Origin of the sequence: Agrobacterium vitis (genome assembly GCF_013337045.2) — a bacterium.
In the GTDB taxonomy this organism is placed as follows: domain Bacteria; phylum Pseudomonadota; class Alphaproteobacteria; order Rhizobiales; family Rhizobiaceae; genus Allorhizobium; species Allorhizobium vitis_B.
Genome location: NZ_CP118259.1, coordinates 2,327,834 through 2,346,741, shown reverse-complemented (window position 1 = coordinate 2,346,741; position 18,908 = coordinate 2,327,834). Strand labels below are relative to the sequence as shown.

Below are 18,908 nucleotides of genomic sequence, written 5' to 3'. Positions count from 1 at the left end.
CGCCGATGCCGTCTGGTCGCCCGCCAGCAGGCTCAGGCATGTGCTGCAAGGCGTTCTTCGTTGAGCAATCCTGCCAGCGTCAACCCCGCAATCATCGGCCCTAGCCGATGACGGTAATGGGCGGTCTTTTTATCGACGCCGCTGTAGAGCCCCTGGCGGACCTGGGCGCTGCTCAGCGTCATCACCGCCCTGTCGGCCTTGTGGAAGTCGAGGCAGTTTGCGTCCCAGGGCAGGTCACAGAAGGCAAGCAGGCGGCGGGTTTCACCTTCCTGGTCGAGCGTCAACTGCTCATAGCCAAGCTCCAGCACATCATCAGGAAACAGCGCTTGCCAATGGGCGCAGAGCTGGCGCTGGGCGGCGATATAGCGGGCGGTTTCGGCCTGGTCGTAGCTATATTGCATGCCGTCGCTGGGAAAATAGCTGGAATAAAGCGCAAAGCCGCTGGCCAGTGAATCGCGCTTCATGATGACGATCCTGGCGTCAGGAAACATCAGCTTGATAAAGCCGACCCAGAGGAAATTGACTGGCATCTTATCGACGACACGGGCACCTCCAGCTTTTTCGCGGACCGGATCGATATAGCGCTGGGCGGCTTCGTCCAGGGCTTTGGGCGTCAGGCTGTCGGGGTCGCGCAATGTCTGGCGGTCTGCCTCAAAGAAAGCGTCGGTAATCGCATAGCTCAGCGTTTCCAACTCACCGGCGCCATAGACATCCGCGTGGCTGGCAAGGATCTGCTCGGTCAGGCTGGTGCCGGAGCGCGGCAGGCCAACCACGAAGATCGGCCGTTCCGGCTGGACATATCCCGCCTTGGCCATGCTGTTCTGCGTTGAGCGGATGAAAGCGGCGGTGAACCGGGCTTCCAATGCCTGCATCAGATCAAGATCCTGATCGATCGTATAGGAGGTGAATTGGCGCCGCCGTTCACGGTTGGCGTCTTCGAGATAGGTGAAGGCGTCGTCATATCGGCTGACATCGTTCAGCGCTTTGTAAAGCGCAAAGCCGAGTTTCAGTCGCCGAGCAGGCTCCTCTGCCAGCGTTGCATGCAGGGCCTGCATGGCGGCGATATCTGGATCGTCCGGTCGGGCGCGGCTCAACATGCCCAGCAGCAGATAGCTATCGACATGGGTGGGATCGCGGTCCAGCACCTTGCGATAAGCCGCCTTTGCCTCATCCATCCGCCCGACGCCCTGCAACGCCTGGCCCAGATAGAAATGCGCGGTAAGATCGCCGGGATGGGCGCTCACGGCACGCTCCGCCAGCGCCAGGCCCTGCGTGAAATTGCCAGCGATCAGACTGCGGAAACTCTTGTCATTCAGCGCGACCAAATGGTTGGGGTCGTGGTTGAGGAGAAGATCGTAGGTCTCATTGGCTTCCAGATGGCGGCCAGCCTGTTTGAAGCAATGGGCAAGGGCGCTGTAGAGCGCGGCATTCGGGCCGCCCGCTGCTATCGCGGCCTGATAATGGGTGATTGCGTCCGGCCAGCGCCCGTCGATCTGGGCCAGATCGGCAAGCCGGCTATGCGTGGAAGGCTCAACGCGGATCAATAGGGCCGCCTGCAAAAGCTCTGTTGCCCCGGCATGGTCATCAAGATGGATTGAAATTTCGGCCAGATTGCGCGCCGCTGTGCAGGCCATCTGTTGCAGATCTTCGGCCTTGCGGCGGTCGTCTGTTGGCAGCTTGGCCAGATCGGCTGGCTTATACTGGCGCGCCATGGCCAGCAACGGTTCCAGTTTCTGGCGCTGGGCCTGTAGCTTTTCCAGGGCGCTCATCGTGTCCGTTCTTTCATTGCCATGATCGCACCTGAATGGCAGAGCAGCCCTGCGTGAGGCTGGTTTATAGCAGGCGGTTGACCAATTCGGCGGCGACCAGCGCGGCGATGACAGGCGGGCGCTTGTCCCTGATGGGGCTTGCCCCGATCGGCAGGGTCAGGCGGTCGAGTCTTGCCGGACTGTCGCCCTCGCGTTCCAGCCAATGGGCGAAACTGGCGCGTTTGGTGACAGAGCCGATCATGCCGATATAGGCGAGATCATCGCGGGCCAAGGCTTCGCGGGCAATCAGGAAATCCAGCGCATGGTCATGGGTGACGATGACAACGCCGCCGCCGGGGGCAATTTGCGCCACATGGCTTTCCGGCATCGCCGTGCGGTCGAGCGGAATGCCGGTTGGCACCGCGCCATCAATCGCGTCGCGCGCATCGATCAACCGGGTGCGAAACGGCAGTGGTGCCAGGGCAGCGGCCAGCGCCAGCCCAACATGGCCAGCGCCAAAAATGAAGACCTGGGGGAATGCCTGCCACGCCTGTTGCGCCAAGGTCAGCAGCTCTTGCCGCCGCTGCGGTGTCAGGAGAGAGAGCGTCAGTTTCACCCAGCCGCCGCAGCATTGGCCAATCGCCGGGCCAAGCGGCACGGCCATCTCCGCCTGATCTTCGCTGGCATCCAGCATGGCGCGGGCTTTTTCAATCGCCAGATATTCCAGCTGCCCGCCGCCGATAGTGCCAAGCACCTGATGGCGTGCCACCACCATCAGCGCACCGGCCTCGCGGGGCGTTGAGCCTTTGGCTTCAGTGACAGTCACCGCCACACAGTCAGCATGGCGCGAGAGGAAGGCGGCAAGCACTGCGCCGGAAAGATCGGTCACGCGCGCTGTGCCTCTTTCAACCGCTCCACAGCCATCAATACCCGCTCCGGCGTGGCGGGCGTATCGAGGCGCGGGCAGAACTGGTAATCGGCGACGCTGGCCACCGCCATGGAAATCGCTTCCAGCACCGAATTGGCCAGCATGAAGGGCGGCTCGCCAACCGCCTTGGAACGGCCAATGGTGCGTTCGGTATTTTCCGCCCAGTCCGCGAGCTTGACGTTGAAGATTTTCGGTCGGTCGGAGGCCAGCGGGATCTTGTAGGTAGAGGGCGCGTGGGTGCGCAGCCGTCCCTTGCCGTCCCACCACAATTCCTCCGTCGTCAGCCAGCCCATGCCCTGCACGAACCCGCCTTCGATCTGGCCGATATCGATGGCCGGATTGAGCGATTTGCCGACATCGTGGAGAATATCTGTACGGTCGATAAGATATTCGCCGGTCAGCGTATCGATTGAGACCTCGGTGCAGGACGCGCCATAGGCATAATAATAGAACGGCGTGCCGCGCCCGGTCTCGCGGTTCCAGTGGATTTTCGGTGTCTTGTAAAAACCGGCAGCCGAGAGCTGGACGCGGGCAAAATAGGCCTGGCGGATGAACTCGGGGAAAGCAATCTCTTCACCGCCGATCCTGACACGGTTGGGCAGGAACACCACTTCGGCTTGCGACACGCCCCATTTTTCCGCGGCAAACGCCACCAGTCGTTCCTTGATCTGGCGCACGGCATCATAAGCGGCCATGCCGTTCAGGTCCGAACCGGAGGAGGCGGCGGTGGCAGAGGTATTCGGCACCTTGCCCGTCGTGGTGGCGGTGATTTTTACCTTGTCGATATCGACCTTGAAGCCATCGGCAATCACCTGGGCCACCTTGGTATAAAGGCCCTGGCCCATTTCGGTGCCGCCATGGTTGAGATGGATGGAGCCGTCCTGATAGACATGCACCAGCGCCCCCGCCTGATTGAAGGCGGTCATGGTGAAGGAAATGCCGAACTTGACCGGGGTGAGCGCAATGCCTTTTTTGATCACCGGGCTCACCTTGTTGAAGTCGAGGATCGCCGCGCGCCGTGCCTGATAATCGCAGGAGGCTTCCAGCTCCTCTACCACGCGGGCAATGATATTGTCGGTGACCTGCTGGTGATAGGGCGTCAGGTCGCGGCCAGAGCCGGTTTCGCCGTAGAAATTGGCCTTGCGGATATCAAGCGGGTCTTTGCCCAGGGCGTAGGCGATTTCTTCGATCACCCGTTCTGCCCCCAGCATGCCCTGCGGCCCGCCGAAGCCGCGATAGGCGGTGTTGGAGACCGTGTGGGTTTTCAGCGGTTGCGAGGTCAGTTTCACATGCGGGTAGAAATAGCTGCTATCGGCGTGAAACAGCGCCCGGTCGGTGACGGGGCCGGAAAGATCAGAGGAATAGCCGCAGCGGGCGGCGAAGTTTGCCTCTATGGCGTGGATACGGCCATCGCCATCGAAGGCAACGTCGAAATCCATTTTAAAATCATGGCGTTTGCCGGTAACGCTCATGTCTTCGTCGCGGTCGGGGCGAAACTTCACAGCCCGGTTGAGCTTCTTGGCGGCCAAGGCCGCGAGCGCCGCAAATTGATTGCCCTGGGTTTCCTTGCCACCGAAGCCGCCGCCCATGCGCCGCACATTGACGGTGATCGCATGCGAGGAAATATCCAGCACATGGCCGACGATATGCTGGATTTCCGATGGATGCTGGGTCGATGACCAGACGGTGACATCATCGTCTTCGCCGGGAATGGCCAGCGCGATATGGCTTTCCAGATAGAAATGCTCCTGTCCGCCGATCCGCATCGAACCTTGCATCCGGTGCTCGGCCTTGTCCAGCTCGCTTTCCGGCGTGCCGCGCTTCAGCACCATGCCCGGGGTGACAAGCGGCGCGCCGTTTTCCAGTGCGGCATCGATATCGGTCCAGAAGGGCAGGTCGCGGTATTCGATTTTGGCAAGCCTTGCCGCCTTGCGGGCCGCGTCGCGGGTCTCGGCAATCACAGCAAAAACGGTCTGGCCGTGAAACTCGACCCGGTCGGTGGCGATCAACGGTTCATCATGCCGCCCACCGGAGGAGACGTCGTTGGTGCCGGGAATGTCGCTGGCCATCAGCACCGCGACGACGCCGGGATAGGCCTGAACATCGGACAAATCGATGGAGAGAATGTCGGCATGGGCGCGATCCGCCATGCCGAGCGCGCCGTGCAACAGCCCGGCGGGTTCTGGAATATCGTCGATATATTCAGCACTTCCGGCCACATGTTTATGCGCTGAATCATGGCGCAGCGATTGATGCATCGGACCCTGGATTGTGGCGGCGGTGGTGAAAAGGGCCTTATCCATGGGGTTGGTTCCTGATTGCTCTGTTTGAAATCTCTGTTGAAGGACCTCTACCTGAACCATTCCCCACCGCTGAGATACCAAAAACAAACGTTTTTCTGTGCGGTTTACCCCCCTCTGCCTTGCCAGGCATCTCCCCCTCAAGGGGGGAGATCAGGGATGGTACCGCTTTGGTCGCTTCCAAAAATATCGTCAAAGGCTGAGAATAGCATTGCAGTTCTTGCGCAGTCATACTGTCTTGCTGATCTCCCCCCTTGAGGGGGAGATGTCCGGCAGGACAGAGGGGGGTAAACCCGCATGCAGAGCTCATTTGTCGTTCACTATGCTCCATCAAACGCTCTCCATCGCAAAGCGTTCCAGTTCTTGTCTCTCGCCAGATGTTTCCAGAAAGAACCGTGTCAGCAGATTTTTCGCCGTCAATTGCCGGTAATCGGCGCTGGCCCGCCAGTCAGAGAGCGGCTGATAGTCGGCATCGAAAGCGGCGCGTGCGGCATCGATACTCTCTTGGTTCCAGACTTTCCCCATCAGAGCCACTTCCACCGCCCGCGCCCGTTTCGGCGTTCCAGCCATGCCGCCAAAGGCGATGCGCAGGGTGGTGACGCGGGCTTGGGCATCCTTCTCCAGATAAAAGGCCCCGCAAAGCGCCGAGATATCCTCATCGCGGCGCTTGGAGATCTTGTAGATTGCAAAGTCGCTTTCGGCCTTGGGGCGGGGCAGAAAAATACGCTCGACAAATTCGCCCGACTGCCGATCTTGGCGGCCATACTCAATGAAGAAATCTTCCAGCAGCAAGGTTCGCGTTCCCGAAGCCGAGCGCAGCGTCACCGTCGCGCCAAGCGCGATCAGCGCCGGAGGCGTATCGCCAATCGGCGAACCATTGGCGATATTGCCGCCAATCGTGCCCATATTGCGCACCTGCTGGCCGCCGATCCGCTCGATCAACCGGCCAAAGGCGGGGATTTCTGCCCGAAGACAGTCGAAGGCGGCGCTGTAGTTGACCCCGGCACCAAGGGTTATGCCGGTGTCATCGATGGTGATGGCCTGCAACGCTTCCAGATGGTTGATGAACACCACGGGGCTTAACGTCCGCATCTGCTTCGTTACCCACAGACCGACATCGGTTGCGCCTGCAACAATCGTCGCCTTGGGGTGGGCCGCCAGCACATTGGCCAGCGCCTCGACGCTGTTGGGGACGATCAGGCTGCGGCCATCATCGCCTTGCAGGGCGATGGTATCGGTGCTGGTCATGGCCTCCAGCGTGGCGATGATCTGCTCCCGTTCCCGTGCCAGCGGATCGAACAGCGCCGACGGCTTTGTCTGGCCCATCTGTTCGGCGGCTTTGACGATGGGCTCATAGCCGGTGCAACGACAGAGATTGCCTTGCAAGGCCCGCTCGATTTCGGCCCGGCTAGGCGCTTCGCTTTCTAGCCACAGGCCGTAGAGCGACATGACGAAGCCGGGGGTGCAGAAACCGCATTGCGAGCCATGGCAATCCACCATGGCCTGCTGCACCGGATGCAAAGTGCCATCCTTGGCGGCCAGATGCTCGACCGTGACCACATGGCTGGCGTTGAGCGAGCCGATGAAGCGGATGCAGGCATTGACCGCCTCATAGCGCAGCACGCCCTTCACCAGCCGCCCGACCAATACCGTACAGGCCCCGCAATCGCCTTCCGCACAGCCTTCCTTGCTCCCGGTCAGCCGCTTTGCCAGACGCAGATAGTCCAGCAGGGTGCCGGTCGGGTCGGCGCTATCAAGCGTCACGGGCTGGTCGTTGAGCAGAAAGCGGATGCGGTTGGTCATGATGGCCCTTTGAGCGATGCGGTGGAAAGTTTACTGCGCCGTCCAGCCGCCGTCGATGGACAGGCTGGTGCCGGTGACTTGTTTTGCCGCATCGCTGGCAAGATACAGTGTCATGGCGGCAATGTCCTCGACGGTGACGAATTCCTTGGTGGCCTGGAGATGCAGCATCACATCCTTGACCTCGCTCTCGGCAATGCCGCGCGCCTTGGCTGTGTCGGGGATCTGCTTTTCCACCAGTGGCGTCAGCACATAGCCGGGGCAGATGGCGTTGACCGTAATGCCGCTTTGCGCCACTTCCAGCGCCACCGACTTGGTCATGCCGAGAATGCCGTGTTTGGCGGTGACATAGGCGGATTTGAACGGCGAGGCGACCAGGCCATGGGCCGAGGCGATATTGATGATCCGCCCGTATTTTTGCGCCTTCATTGCCGGAATGGCGGCGCGCATGGTGTGGAAGGCGCTGGACATGTTGATGGCGATGATCTGGTCCCATTTTTCAATGGGAAACTCCTCGACGGGGGCGACGTGCTGAATGCCCGCATTGTTGACGAGAACATCGATACCACCGAATTCGGCGATGGCGGTTTCCACCAGTTCGGCGATTTCCTTGGGCTTGGTCATATCGGCGGGATGGTAAAGCGCCTTGCCGCCGCCCGCTTCCAACTCCTTGCGGATCGACTCGATTTCACCGAGCGGGCCGAAACCGTTGATCAGCACATTGGCGCCTTCTGCCGCAAAGGCGCGGGCAATGCCAAGCCCGATGCCGCTGGTGGAACCGGTAATAACGACAGTCCTGGTCATGGCGTAACTCCCTGTGCGATGATTTTTCTGGTTTGGCCGTATAGCGAAGCGGTCGGTTGCGCCGCAGCAAGGTTAAACCTATGCCCAAACCCCTGTTCTATGCAATTGCCCTGTGTCATCACATAGCGATGAAACCCAACAACAGATGGGGATGAGGAAACACAGTCCTTGCGCCTTCGTTTGTTTTTCATTTTCGGTTTTGACTTGGCATAAAACTTTCGTATCTTGATATAAGCGAAAGAAAGCGAAAACTCTGGGAGGAGTATCATGGGCGGTTTTGTGCTGGCGATTGACCAGGGAACGACGTCGAGCCGTGCCATCGTGTTTGATGGGGCGATGCGCATCGTTGGGACCGGCCAAAAGGAATTTCCGCAGATCTTCCCGCAATCGGGTTGGGTGGAGCATGACCCGGAAGCGATCTGGGACAGTGTCGTCAGCTCCATCCACGATGCGCTGGCCCGCGCCCGGATCACGGCAGGTGATCTCGCCGCCATCGGTATTACCAACCAGCGCGAAACCGTCGTGGTCTGGGACAAGGATACCGGCAAGCCGATCCACAACGCCATCGTCTGGCAGGATCGCCGCACATCGGCGTTTTGCGAAACGCTGAAGCGCGATGGGCTGGAGGCAACGTTTACCACCAAGACCGGCCTGCTGCTGGACCCGTATTTCTCCGGCACCAAACTGTCCTGGCTGCTCGACCATGTCGAGGGCGCCCGTGCCAGGGCAGAGCAAGGCGGCCTGTGCTTCGGCACCGTCGATACCTATTTGATCTGGCGGCTGACAGGCGGCAAAAGCTTCGTCACCGATGCCACCAATGCCTCGCGCACGCTGATCTTCAACATTGCCGAGCATGGCTGGGACGAGGAATTGTTGGCGCTATTGAACATCCCCGCCGCCATGCTGCCAGAGGTGAAGGATTGCGCCGCCGATTTCGGTGTGACCGACAAGGCCGTGTTCGGCGCGGCGGTGCCGATCCTTGGTGTGGCGGGCGACCAGCAGGCGGCCACCATCGGACAGGCCTGCTTTGCTCCGGGCATGGTCAAATCCACCTATGGCACCGGCTGTTTCGCGCTGCTCAATACCGGCGCGGACCGGGTGGTTTCGAAAAGCCGGTTGCTGACCACCATCGCCTACCGGATGGACGGCAAGACCACCTATGCGCTGGAAGGCTCGATCTTCATTGCCGGTGCCGCCGTGCAATGGCTGCGTGATGGATTGAAGGTGATTGGCGATGCGGCGGAAACCGGGCGGCTGGCGGCTGAAGCCGATCCCGGCCAGCCGGTCTATCTGGTGCCAGCCTTCACAGGTCTTGGCGCGCCCTGGTGGGACCCGGATGCACGTGGCGCGCTGTTCGGCCTGACCCGCAATACCGGACCGGCAGAACTGGCCCGCGCCGCGCTGGAAGCCGTCTGCTACCAGACCCGCGACTTGCTGGATGCCATGCACAAGGACTGGCAGAACGGCGAGGACGACATGGTGCTGCGCGTCGATGGCGGCATGGCAGCCTCCGACTGGACGATGCAGCGGCTGGCCGATCTGCTGGACGCGCCGGTAGATCGCCCATCTGTTATTGAGACGACAGCACTTGGTGCTGCCTTCCTCGCGGCCAGCCGTGTCGGTCTTTGGCCCGGCATGGATGCGTTTGCTCGCGCCTGGGCGCGCGACCATCGGTTTGAGCCGGTCATGGATGCCGAGACCCGCACGGAAAAGCTCAGAGGCTGGCGGGATGCAGTCAGACGGACACTGTCGGCGGGTTGAGAAAATGATTCAGGTTTATTCCGCAATGAATCAAAAGCCTATGGAAAACCATTGATATTTATAAATAATTATTGAAGCTTTGGCCTGCTCCGAGGCTTGATCTTGCTTCAAACTCCCATTCATTGAACGCTGCGTTCTCATCCCAGGGTTTGCCAAGCGGCTCATTTGCACTTACCTGCCTACTGCATAATTTTTTAAACCGGAATCGGTTTAAAAAGAAAATTATGCAGCAGATATAAGGAGCTACAGCGAACCTTTGTGCGCCATATAGGGCGCACGGCGCTGTAGCGAACAACTGAGGATGCGACCCATGGAACTTGGCCTTTACACCTTCGCGGATGTGGACCCCACGGCACCCAACAAGGGGCTGGAGGCCAAGCGTCGGGTGGATGATCTGCTGGAGGAAATCCGGCTGGCGGACGAGGTGGGGCTGGATGTCTTCGGTCTTGGCGAACATCACCGTCCCGACTACATGGCGTCTTCGCCCGCCACCATTCTGGCGGCGGCGGCGGTGCAGACCAAAAATATTCGCCTAACCAGCGCGGTATCGGTGCTCAGTTCCGATGATCCGGTGCGGGTGTTCCAGCAATTTGCCACCGTCGATCTGCTGTCGAACGGGCGTGTGGAGATGATGGCTGGGCGCGGCTCCTTCATCGAAAGCTTTCCGTTGTTCGGCTATGATCTTGATGATTATGATCTTTTGTTTGCCGAAAAGCTGCAATTGCTGATGGAGATCCGCGACAACGAGATCGTCACCTGGGAAGGCGAGACCCGTAAGCCGATCCAAGGTCGTGGCGTCTATCCGCGCCCCTTGCAGGACCCGCTGCCGCTGTGGATCGCCGTGGGTGGCACGCCGCAATCGGTGGCCCGGGCCGGCTATCTCGGCCTGCCGCTGGCCATTGCCATCATCGGCGGCGAACCGCGCCGGTTTGCACCGCTGGTCGATCTTTACCGGCAGAGCGGGGCGAAGGCCGGGGTCGATCCATCCGCCTTGAAAACTTCGATCAATGTGCACGGTTTCATCCACGACACGACCCAATCGGCGGCTGACATTTTCTACGCACCGCAGGCCGAAGTGATGGACCGGATTGGCCGCGAGCGCGGCTGGGGGCCGGGCAATCGTGCCCAGTATGACGCGATGCGCGGCCCGCATGGGGCGCTGTTCGTGGGTGATCCTGAAGCGGTGGCCGAAAAGATCGTCGCCCATCACGCCCTGTTTAAAAACGACCGTTTCCTGCTGCAAATGGCCATCGGCCCGATGCCGCACAAGGATATCATGCGCGGCATCGAGCTTTACGGCACCAAGGTTGCGCCATTGGTGCGCAAGGCTCTTGCTGCTGACTTGACGCAGGTCGGGGCGGGGGCGTAAGCAGCGGCAAAATCCGCAAACGCTCATGAAAGTCCAACAATGATCATCTCCAGCGACGAGGAACTCCAGCACCTGAAGGAGATCGGCATTCTCTGTGCGCTGGCGGTGAAAACCATGGGTGCGGCGCTGGAGCCGGGGATAACCACCCGCGAGCTGGACCTGATCGGCCGCAAGATACTGGAAGACAATGACGCGCAATCGGCACCGGAATTCTGCTATCAGTTTCCCGGTGCCACCTGCATCAGCGTCAACGAGGAAGTGGCCCACGGCATTCCGGGTGACCGGGTGATTGCCCGGGGCGATCTGGTCAATATCGACGTTTCCGGTGTCAAAAACGGGTTTTTCGGCGATACCGGCTCATCCTTCATCGTGCCGCCGGGCAAGCCGAAGATCGAAAAACTGCTGCGTGACGGCAAGCGGGCGCTGTTTTTAGGTGTCACCCAGGTCAAGACCGGCGCGCCTTTTGCCAGTATCGGCAATGCCATCGGCGCTTTTGCCGCCAAGAACCGCTATACGCTGATTGCCAACCTCGCCAGCCACGGCATTGGCCGCGAGCTGCATGAGGAACCGCGCGAGCTTTCCACCTGGGCCGACCCGGACGAAACAAGAATCATGCAGGAAGGCCAGGTCTTCACCATCGAGCCGTTCCTGTCGCTGGGCGGTCAATGGGCCGAGGATGGCGATGACCCCTGGACGCTCTACAGCGACCCGAAAGCGCCGACCGTGCAATTCGAACATACGGTGGTGGCAACTCGCAATGGGCCGCTGATTTTGACAATGGTGGAGTGAACACCTCACGTCTCGCTGCATCGCGATGAGGTTTGCTTTTGAAGCCAAACACCTGATGTCGCCAGCACATCAGGTGTTTCAGCCTTTTGGGGCGTGCGCGTTACAGCTCCGTGAGCCCTGTATCGCGCTTAAAGAGTGCTGTAGTCTCTCTTGTCTTCGTTTGTCTTTTCGGGAAAATCCGATTTCGCTTTTTTCTGACAAACTTTAAGGGGAGGGGGGCGTGCCCGTGTTACCCCTTTGATCGGAGATCGCCCTTTTATCGATGAAAGCCTGAGTGCCGGTGTCCGGCCTTCGCGCCAGGGCCAGCAGGGCCATGGCCACTGCTGCGACAAATGAGAGCAGCGGATACACCAAGGCCCCAAGCGCCACCAGCTTGCCATGCAGGTTGACGGTCTCGAAAGCGAAAGCGATGGTGATCGCGATGACGACCAGTGCAAGGGCAATGGACAGTTCCACCCGCACACTGGCAAGCGCATTGCGAAGGGACGACCGGCTGTTGAATTTCGGCGTTCTCAGCCAGACGATTTTTCCACCCAGGGCAGCGGTGATTGCGGCCATGCCGCAGACGTGGCTGAGCGCCAGCGCCGCAAATTCTGCGCTTAACACATCCCGCAACCGGCAACACCCGCAGACGCGGTATTCGGCAACGGTCCGCACGACGCTTGCGGCCATCACGACGGACAGGCCCAGCACGGCAACCGGCGGCACCGAAAGCTGCGGGGTGATGTCCAGCATGACCATGATGGGCAGCAAAATGGCAAAGGCGACATTGCCAGCAATGGTCATCGGAATGGTCAAAGGCACAACGCTGCGGAACACTTCGAACAATTTACCCCATCGGCTTAAATGCGGCGATCCACCGAAACGTGAAGGAAGAAACAGCCGCCAATGACGACGAAACTGTTGCATGGGGCCGGATGTCCAGCGGAAGCGCTGGCGTTTCCAGTCGGCATAATTGTCGGGAATCAGGCCGCGTCCGAATGTATAGGGCAGGAAAACGCCGTCATAACCGGCGGCGCGCAAACGAATGGCAATTTCGGAATCCTCCGTCTGGCACCATTCCGCCCAGCGCCCGACCGCCTCGATTGCCGAGCGTCGGAAAATGCACATGGTGCCGACCGTGAAGGAAGCCCGCATCTCGCTGGCACCGGCATATTCCAAGCGATTCGGCGCCACATATTCCCAGTAACAGGCGCGCTTGAACAGGCTGGCATCGTCGCTGCGATAATCGTGCGAGGTTTGTACGAAGGCGAAGCGGGGATCGACAAAGAAGCCAACCAGACGAGAAAGGAAGTCCGGTTCGGCCAGATAGTCGGCGTCGACGACAGCGACCAGTTCGGCGCCCGGATCCGTATGGTCGAGGCATAGGTTCAATGCGCCTGCCTTGGCGCCTTGAAGCCCTTCCACATGGAGGAAGCGGAACTGTTCCTTGCCGCTGGCGGCATTCAGCCTGCGGCAATGGGCTTCCACCGGACGCCAGAGCTGCTCATCCAGGGTATTGTTATCGCAAATGATAACCTCATAATTCTCGTAGTGCAGCCTCGCGAGGTGGTCGAGGGTATTGATAACGAGATCAGGAGGTTCGCAATGGGTGGGGACGTGAAGAGACACACGGACCTCCTCGGGGCCGTTACGAGGCGGCAAGGGGGCGATCGGCCGTGTCCAGACCTTGCGGGTCAGGAGCGCAAAGGTGCCGACACGCATGGCCACAACCAATATCATGCGCAGGAACGAAAGCACCATGGCCACTGAGGCGCCGATCCATAGCCATTCCGGATAGGACTGTTGCCTGAGCCAGAATATCATCCATAGCCCGCCGGCGAGGCTTCCGATGGGCGCTACCACGACATAGGCCACCCCCGCAGCACTGAGCCAGGGAAGGCTACGCTGCACGGCAAGGGCGAGGACCATCGTACCCGAAGCGATGACAACAACGGGGCCAGGTTCGGAAAACCCTAGGCATATCAGAGTGGTAGAGGCGATTGTGACAAGAATTTGCGCCCATTCGTACTGGCTTTTCCAACGAACCTTGTAGGCGTCGACTTTGGTGACCAAAGTCAAGATGCTTCCTGTTAAAGTAAAAAAAGATGAAAACAAAAGTGATATATCAAGCCACTGCTGAGTATTCGTATGAAAATTATACATAATGATAAATATCCAAAATGAACATTTGAAAATTATCATTTTTTAGTAAAAAATCAAATTTTGCTTATTTTTTCGATGATGACGCCTTGTATTTGGTTAATGGAATTCATTTTAAGCTTTTTGTATTGAAGTTTGGCGGTATTATTAATTTGTAATGCTTTGAATTATTTCGTTCGGTTCCATGAAAGAAACTCGAATATATGATATCCATCAATGGCTTAATATATTCGAATTTCAGTATGGGATGGAGATGCAATATTTCTATCAGCCGGCAAAGCTGACTGCGACGCCTTTTTTCTTGAAATAGGCCTGCATGATCTTGCGGCCCTGACGGTTCGGCTGCGCGAGCTTTGTGGTCTCGAACACCGCTTCCTTGGCGCCTTCGCGGGCCATGGCGGCCTTGAGGGCGGCGATATGCACATCGATTTCTTCGTTATCATTGTTGATCGAGGTGTAGATATTGTCGATGGCCTGTTGCAGGCTGAGGTCGCTCATAATGCACTCCTTGGAATTTTCTTCCTCCACTAGCGATTTTTGCGGTTTCGGCAAGCTTCAGCGCCAATAAACTGTCAGCTTGAAACGCCATCGGGTGTTTTTTTGGGATAGCGGAGAAATCGGCAGCCCCTGTTTCCTTCGATGGCTCAATCAGTATTTTTGGCTTGTTGGGCCAAATCGGCGGTGCGATAAGCAGCCCATGACGATCTCGCCCCCTAGACATGCCAATCTCCCATTCACCGCTCTTGCCGGTGCGCTGGCCTTGGCTGCGGCCATGGGTTTTGGCCGGTTTTCCTTCACCCCCATTCTGCCGGGGATGATGACCGATCTTCATCTTCTGCCCGGCGATGCGGGCCTGATCGCGGCGGCGAATTTCCTCGGCTATCTCTTAGGGGCCGTGCTTGCCGGTCAGGGTTGGGCGGCGGGGCGCGAAAGGTTGATTGCGTTGTCTTCGCTTTTGGCAACCAGCTTGCTTCTGGCCGCCATGGCGCTGACGGAGCATGTGGGAATGTTCATGCTCATTCGCTTTCTGTCAGGCGCGGCCAGTGCCTTCGCGATGATCTTCACCAGTTCCATCGTGCTTGCCCATGTCAGCGCTCATGCAAGCATCCATGCTGGTGAATATGCGCAATCCACCCATTTTGGCGGGGTAGGCCTGGGGATCGCCGCGTCGTCCCTGATGGTCTATGCATTGCCACACCTGTTTGGCGCATCCGTATCCGCAGGGTGGCGGCTGGACTGGTTGGCCGGGGCGGGGCTGACCTTTGTTGTCTTCCTTGTCGTCAGCCTGCTGTTGCCACGGGTGCGCAAAACCGAGGTGAGGGCCGAACAGGAGCCGCCGCTTTCCTGGGGCAGGCCATTTCTTTTGTTGTTTGCCTCCTATGGCCTGTTCGGCTTCGGCTATGTGGTGACGGCCACCTTCATCGTCACCATGGCCCGCATGGCCAATGCCGGGCCGGTGGCGGAATTTCTGGCGTGGTTTCTTGCAGGCATCATGGCGGCTGGCTCGCTTTTCATCTGGCGTCCGGTGCTGGACATACTTGGACTGGCGGGCGCCTACAGCCTTGCCCTGCTTCTGGCAGCCATTGGGGTTTTTGCCTCGGTTGGATTGCCGGGCATGGCTGCCCCGCTGGTGGGAGCGGCTCTTCTCGGCTTAACCTTCATGACGATCACCGCCTATGGCCTGCGGCTGGCCAGAACCCTTGCGCCAGCCAGTCCCCGCAAGGCGCTGTCGATCATGACGGCGGCCTTCGGCGTCGGGCAGACGATCGGGCCGCTGGTCGCCGGCTGGCTTGCCGCTATCAGCGGCAGCTTCGCGCTGCCAAGCCTTGTTGCAGGCGCTGTATTGCTGGTCAGCCTCATTCTGGCCGCAAGCCTGTGGAGAAAGACGGTCTGAAGACCTTTGCAGCGATTACAAATCGTTAAGGTGGTCTTCCCACCATTGCTGCACTGCGGCTTCTGGCATAGTTTGCCGCGCTAAAGACGGCCACGACCATATCTTCAGGAAAGCGAGACCCCGTGTTTCACTCATTCTTCCCCAAGCCGAAATTGTTTTTTATTAGCGCTGCGCTTTGGACCCTGGTCTGTATAGCGGTTTGGTATTCCATTGGGCCGCAAGCTGGGGCTGCTCTTGGAATGCCACCGCTGGCTGAAGGCGAAAAGCCGCCTATTGGTTTGGCTTTCTTTTTTACGCCTGACAATGTGTGGTTCTACCTATATTTTACTATTTTTGTTTTTATATTTGGTTCCGTCTGGAAGCTGATTGAGCGAAATCATCCATGGTCAAACTGGTCGATATGGGGTTCGGCCTTCATAATTTTCATAACATACTTTTCCGTTCAGACATCTGTTGCTGTCAATAACTGGCGAGGGCCTTTTTTCGATCTGCTTCAAAATGCGCTTGCAAAGCAGCCTGGAATAACGGCTGGGCAATTCTACAGCCTGCAGATGCGGTTTTTCGAAATCGGCGCAGTTAGCGTGACGCTTAACGTCGTCACTGCTTTTTTCACAAATCATTATGTTTTCCGTTGGCGAACCGCGATGAATGACTTCTACATGTCGAAGTGGAATAAGCTTCGTTATATCGAAGGTGCATCTCAACGTGTCCAGGAGGACACAATGCGCTTTGCTAATATCCTCGAAGGGCTTGGCGTAACATTTATAAACTCGATCATGACGCTGGTCGTGTTTCTCCCGCTTCTATTTAGCATGTCAAAATATGTAGAAGGCTTGCCTATTATCGGAGCAATCCCGCATGCTCTTTTCTGGCTGGCTATTGCTTGGTCTTTGTTCGGTACAGCACTTCTCGCCTTTGCAGGGATCAAATTGCCGGGGCTGAATTTTCGCAACCAGCGTGTGGAGGCTGCCTATCGTAAAGAACTGGTTTACGGGGAAGATCACTCTGATAGAGCACAGCCAGTTACCGTCAAAGAACTATATTCAAATGTGCGTCGCAATTACTACAGGATGTATTGGCATTATCTATACTTCAATGTAGCACGTTTTTCTTTTGGCCAAGCTGACGTCATGTTCCTAAATTTCATTCTAGTTCCTACTTTTGTTGCCGGGAAAATCACCCTTGGCATATGGCAGCAAATATCGACTGCCTTTGGCGAAGTGAGCAACTCCTTCCAATATCTCGTCAGCTATTGGACCACGATTATCGAGCTGCTCTCCATACACAAACGCCTGAAAGCCTTCGAGGCGGCTATCGATGATCAGCCTTTGCCTGACATCGACCAGCGCTATCTGGCGCGGGAAGAAACCGACGGCGAGATTGCGGCTGATAAGCCCTACTGATCAAGGGTGGCTTTCACCTAAAACGAAGACTCGGCACCTAAAACGAAGACCCGGCCGGATTTTTCCGGCCGTTCTGTTTTTCCAATATCGCCACCGCTTGCGAATAGCTGACGCAGGCGACATCGTCTCTGTGGCAGACATCTGTCACCAGCCGCTCCATCGCCCGCCAATAGGCCCCGCCGTTCATCAACACGAAGTGGAAGCCGAACTGTACAGGTTTGCGGTCGCCACTATATTGCGCCTCGAAGGCGGTTTTGAAGGCTTGATAGGTGCGCTCCTCGTATTCGGCGCTTTTCGACGGGTTATCGAAGCCCGCCGAATGGCGCACGAACATATTATAATCCATGCCGATGATCGGGCGATTGTCCGGTCCTTCCGGGATCAGCGGCAGGCCAAAGCGGGTGAGAGTGCCGTCCTGCTCGGGCGCTTGTGGACCTTTGGTGACGAGGCTGGCGTCATAGAGAAAACCAGCCTGTTTTTCGGCCTCCGCCATGCCCTTGCTGGTCGAGAGGTAGGGGGCGCGAAAGCCCTTGATGCCGGTCTTGACGAACTCCTGCCAGCCCTCCGGTTCCTTGTCGCCGACGCCGTTCTCAGTCCAGGCCCCGGCCAAGACGGTTTTGAAGGTCGAAAATTCGCTTACCCAGTCCGCCTTGCTCCAGTCCTTGCCGTCGAAATGGCCGCAGGCATGGCTGGAAATGTCATGCCCGGCGAGATGCGCGGCCCAGATGTGCTGAAGCCTTGCCGCGGCATCGGCCTCGTCAGGGGCAAAGCCGACATTGGACTTGCCGGGCTTTTGGCCTGGTGCTTGATAGGCTTTCGAGGCTGGCCCTCGGGCAATCAGCGTCGTGCAGGACAGAAAATAGGTGAAGTGGGCATTGGCCCGGCTGGCGATCTCACCGCTGCGGTCCCACAGCCGGTTATCGGCGGCACCATCGAAGGAAATCAGCAGCAATTGCTTCGGCTTTTGCGGCACTTCATCCGCGTTCTGGGCAATGGCGATGCCCGGCATGCAGAGCGCGGCCAGGATGGTTCGAAGCGATGAGGAGAAAAGCGGGCGAAACGGTGCCAAGCGAACAACCTTGTTGTGAACAGAGTATCGGACCGAAAAGTGGAAACAGGATTTCGGACGATACGACGCGAAAAAACCTAGAACGATTGCGCTGCTTGCCGGGCAAATGCGGCGAAGCTTTGATGGTCATGGCTGGATCGTTCGCCCAATCGTCTGGCGTTTACGGTCGTTCCCCCCAAATTATGCAGGCTGGTCAAGAGCAGGCCGACCGGCTATCTCTATGGTCTTTCATTCGCGGGGGATTTTTATGTCTGTCCTTATTCTCGGTCTGTTGTTTTTCACATTGGTGCATCTCACCCGGACGATTGCGCCGGGCTTTCGCGATTCCATGGTGGCCCGCCTCAGCCTGAACGGCTGGAAGTCGCTGTTTTCAGTCCTGTCTCTGCTGGGCATTGCCATTATTGCCTATGGCTACAGTATCGCGCCAATCGTCAATGTCTGGTTTCCACCCGCTGGCATGACCCATCTGACGCTGACCCTGATGGTCATCGCGATGATCTGTCTGGTGGCCAGCCTTCTCCCGGCTGGCCATATCGCTGCAAAAACCAAGCATCCCATGGTTCTCTCGGTGAAGATCTGGGCGCTGGCGCATCTTCTGTCCAACGGCGACCTGCGCTCGATCCTGCTGTTCGGCTGGTTGCTGGCTTGGGGTGTCATTCTGCGGATTTCCTTGAAGCGCCGCGAGCGGGCGGGTCTGCTGGTGCGCGGGCCGTTCGTGTCGGCCAAATACGATGTCTATGCCGTGGTCATCGGTCTGGTCGCCTATGTCGCTATCCTTCTCAAGCTGCATGAAGTGCTGATCGGCGTCTCGCCATTGCCGATGTAATCGCGCTTTTTGATGGGGAGATGGGTGTTTTGCCCTTCTCCCCCTTACATCGGCGCAAAAATCGGGTAGAAGGCC

General features: G+C 58.3%; 14 protein-coding genes. 6 read left to right on the top strand and 8 right to left on the bottom strand.

Going from position 1 to position 18,908, the window contains the following annotated elements:
- Positions 1–32 precede the first annotated feature (32 nt).
- From G6L01_RS11350 to G6L01_RS11330, 5 genes are all read right to left on the bottom strand, one after another.
- Positions 33–1,769 carry a tetratricopeptide repeat-containing sulfotransferase family protein gene (locus tag G6L01_RS11350; RefSeq protein WP_070166485.1) on the bottom strand — a complete coding sequence of 579 codons (1,737 nt, stop codon included), beginning with the start codon at positions 1,767–1,769 and terminating at the stop codon, positions 33–35.
- 64 nt (positions 1,770–1,833) lie between these two features.
- Entirely contained in the window at positions 1,834–2,637 is an 804-nt protein-coding gene (xdhC, locus tag G6L01_RS11345; protein WP_081344162.1) for a xanthine dehydrogenase accessory protein XdhC, read from the bottom strand.
- Complete coding sequence (gene xdhB / locus G6L01_RS11340; protein WP_174089248.1) at positions 2,634–4,979, bottom strand: xanthine dehydrogenase molybdopterin binding subunit; 2,346 nt, start codon at positions 4,977–4,979, stop codon at positions 2,634–2,636. The genes xdhC and xdhB overlap by 4 nt, the downstream gene beginning before the upstream one ends.
- 327 nt (positions 4,980–5,306) lie before the next feature.
- Positions 5,307–6,779, bottom strand: a complete 1,473-nt coding sequence (gene xdhA / locus G6L01_RS11335) for a xanthine dehydrogenase small subunit (RefSeq protein WP_070166483.1) — start codon at positions 6,777–6,779, stop codon at positions 5,307–5,309.
- Positions 6,780–6,809: 30 nt separating this feature from the next.
- Complete coding sequence (locus tag G6L01_RS11330; protein ID WP_070166482.1) at positions 6,810–7,580, bottom strand: 3-hydroxybutyrate dehydrogenase; 771 nt, start codon at positions 7,578–7,580, stop codon at positions 6,810–6,812.
- Positions 7,581–7,847: 267 nt separating this feature from the next.
- Here G6L01_RS11330 and glpK point away from each other — a divergent pair, with 267 nt between their 5' ends.
- The 3 genes from glpK to map all read left to right on the top strand — a co-directional run bounded on the left by glpK (position 7,848) and on the right by map (position 11,499).
- Positions 7,848–9,341, top strand: coding sequence for a glycerol kinase GlpK (gene glpK / locus G6L01_RS11325; protein ID WP_070166481.1), 1,494 nt, complete (start codon positions 7,848–7,850; stop codon positions 9,339–9,341).
- A gap of 310 nt (positions 9,342–9,651) precedes the next feature.
- Entirely contained in the window at positions 9,652–10,710 is a 1,059-nt protein-coding gene (locus G6L01_RS11320; protein WP_070166480.1) for an LLM class flavin-dependent oxidoreductase, read from the top strand.
- Positions 10,711–10,749: 39 nt separating this feature from the next.
- Positions 10,750–11,499 (top strand): type I methionyl aminopeptidase, encoded by a 750-nt coding sequence (gene map, locus G6L01_RS11315; protein WP_070166479.1) that lies wholly within the window; start codon positions 10,750–10,752, stop codon positions 11,497–11,499.
- A gap of 204 nt (positions 11,500–11,703) precedes the next feature.
- On the opposite strand, the gene G6L01_RS11310 is transcribed toward map, so the two are convergent.
- Both G6L01_RS11310 and G6L01_RS11305 read right to left on the bottom strand, forming a co-directional pair.
- Entirely contained in the window at positions 11,704–13,560 is a 1,857-nt protein-coding gene (locus tag G6L01_RS11310; protein WP_174089247.1) for a glycosyltransferase family 2 protein, read from the bottom strand.
- A 348-nt stretch (positions 13,561–13,908) separates the two neighbouring features.
- On the bottom strand, positions 13,909–14,139 hold the full coding sequence (locus tag G6L01_RS11305; protein ID WP_070166958.1) for a hypothetical protein: 231 nt from the start codon (positions 14,137–14,139) through the stop codon (positions 13,909–13,911).
- A 199-nt stretch (positions 14,140–14,338) separates the two neighbouring features.
- On the opposite strand from G6L01_RS11305, the gene G6L01_RS11300 reads away from it, so the two are divergent.
- Both G6L01_RS11300 and sbmA read left to right on the top strand, forming a co-directional pair.
- Entirely contained in the window at positions 14,339–15,535 is a 1,197-nt protein-coding gene (locus G6L01_RS11300; protein WP_070166477.1) for a YbfB/YjiJ family MFS transporter, read from the top strand.
- 122 nt (positions 15,536–15,657) lie between these two features.
- Positions 15,658–16,938 (top strand): peptide antibiotic transporter SbmA, encoded by a 1,281-nt coding sequence (sbmA, locus tag G6L01_RS11295; RefSeq protein WP_070166476.1) that lies wholly within the window; start codon positions 15,658–15,660, stop codon positions 16,936–16,938.
- Positions 16,939–16,975: 37 nt separating this feature from the next.
- Here sbmA and G6L01_RS11290 read toward each other — a convergent pair whose 3' ends face one another.
- The gene (locus G6L01_RS11290) at positions 16,976–17,947 is read right to left on the bottom strand and encodes a polysaccharide deacetylase family protein (RefSeq protein ID WP_070166957.1); all 972 of its coding nucleotides are present in this window, start codon (positions 17,945–17,947) and stop codon (positions 16,976–16,978) included.
- A gap of 307 nt (positions 17,948–18,254) precedes the next feature.
- Here G6L01_RS11290 and G6L01_RS11285 point away from each other — a divergent pair, with 307 nt between their 5' ends.
- Positions 18,255–18,833 carry an NnrU family protein gene (locus tag G6L01_RS11285; protein ID WP_070166956.1) on the top strand — a complete coding sequence of 193 codons (579 nt, stop codon included), beginning with the start codon at positions 18,255–18,257 and terminating at the stop codon, positions 18,831–18,833.
- Positions 18,834–18,908: the final 75 nt, after the last annotated feature.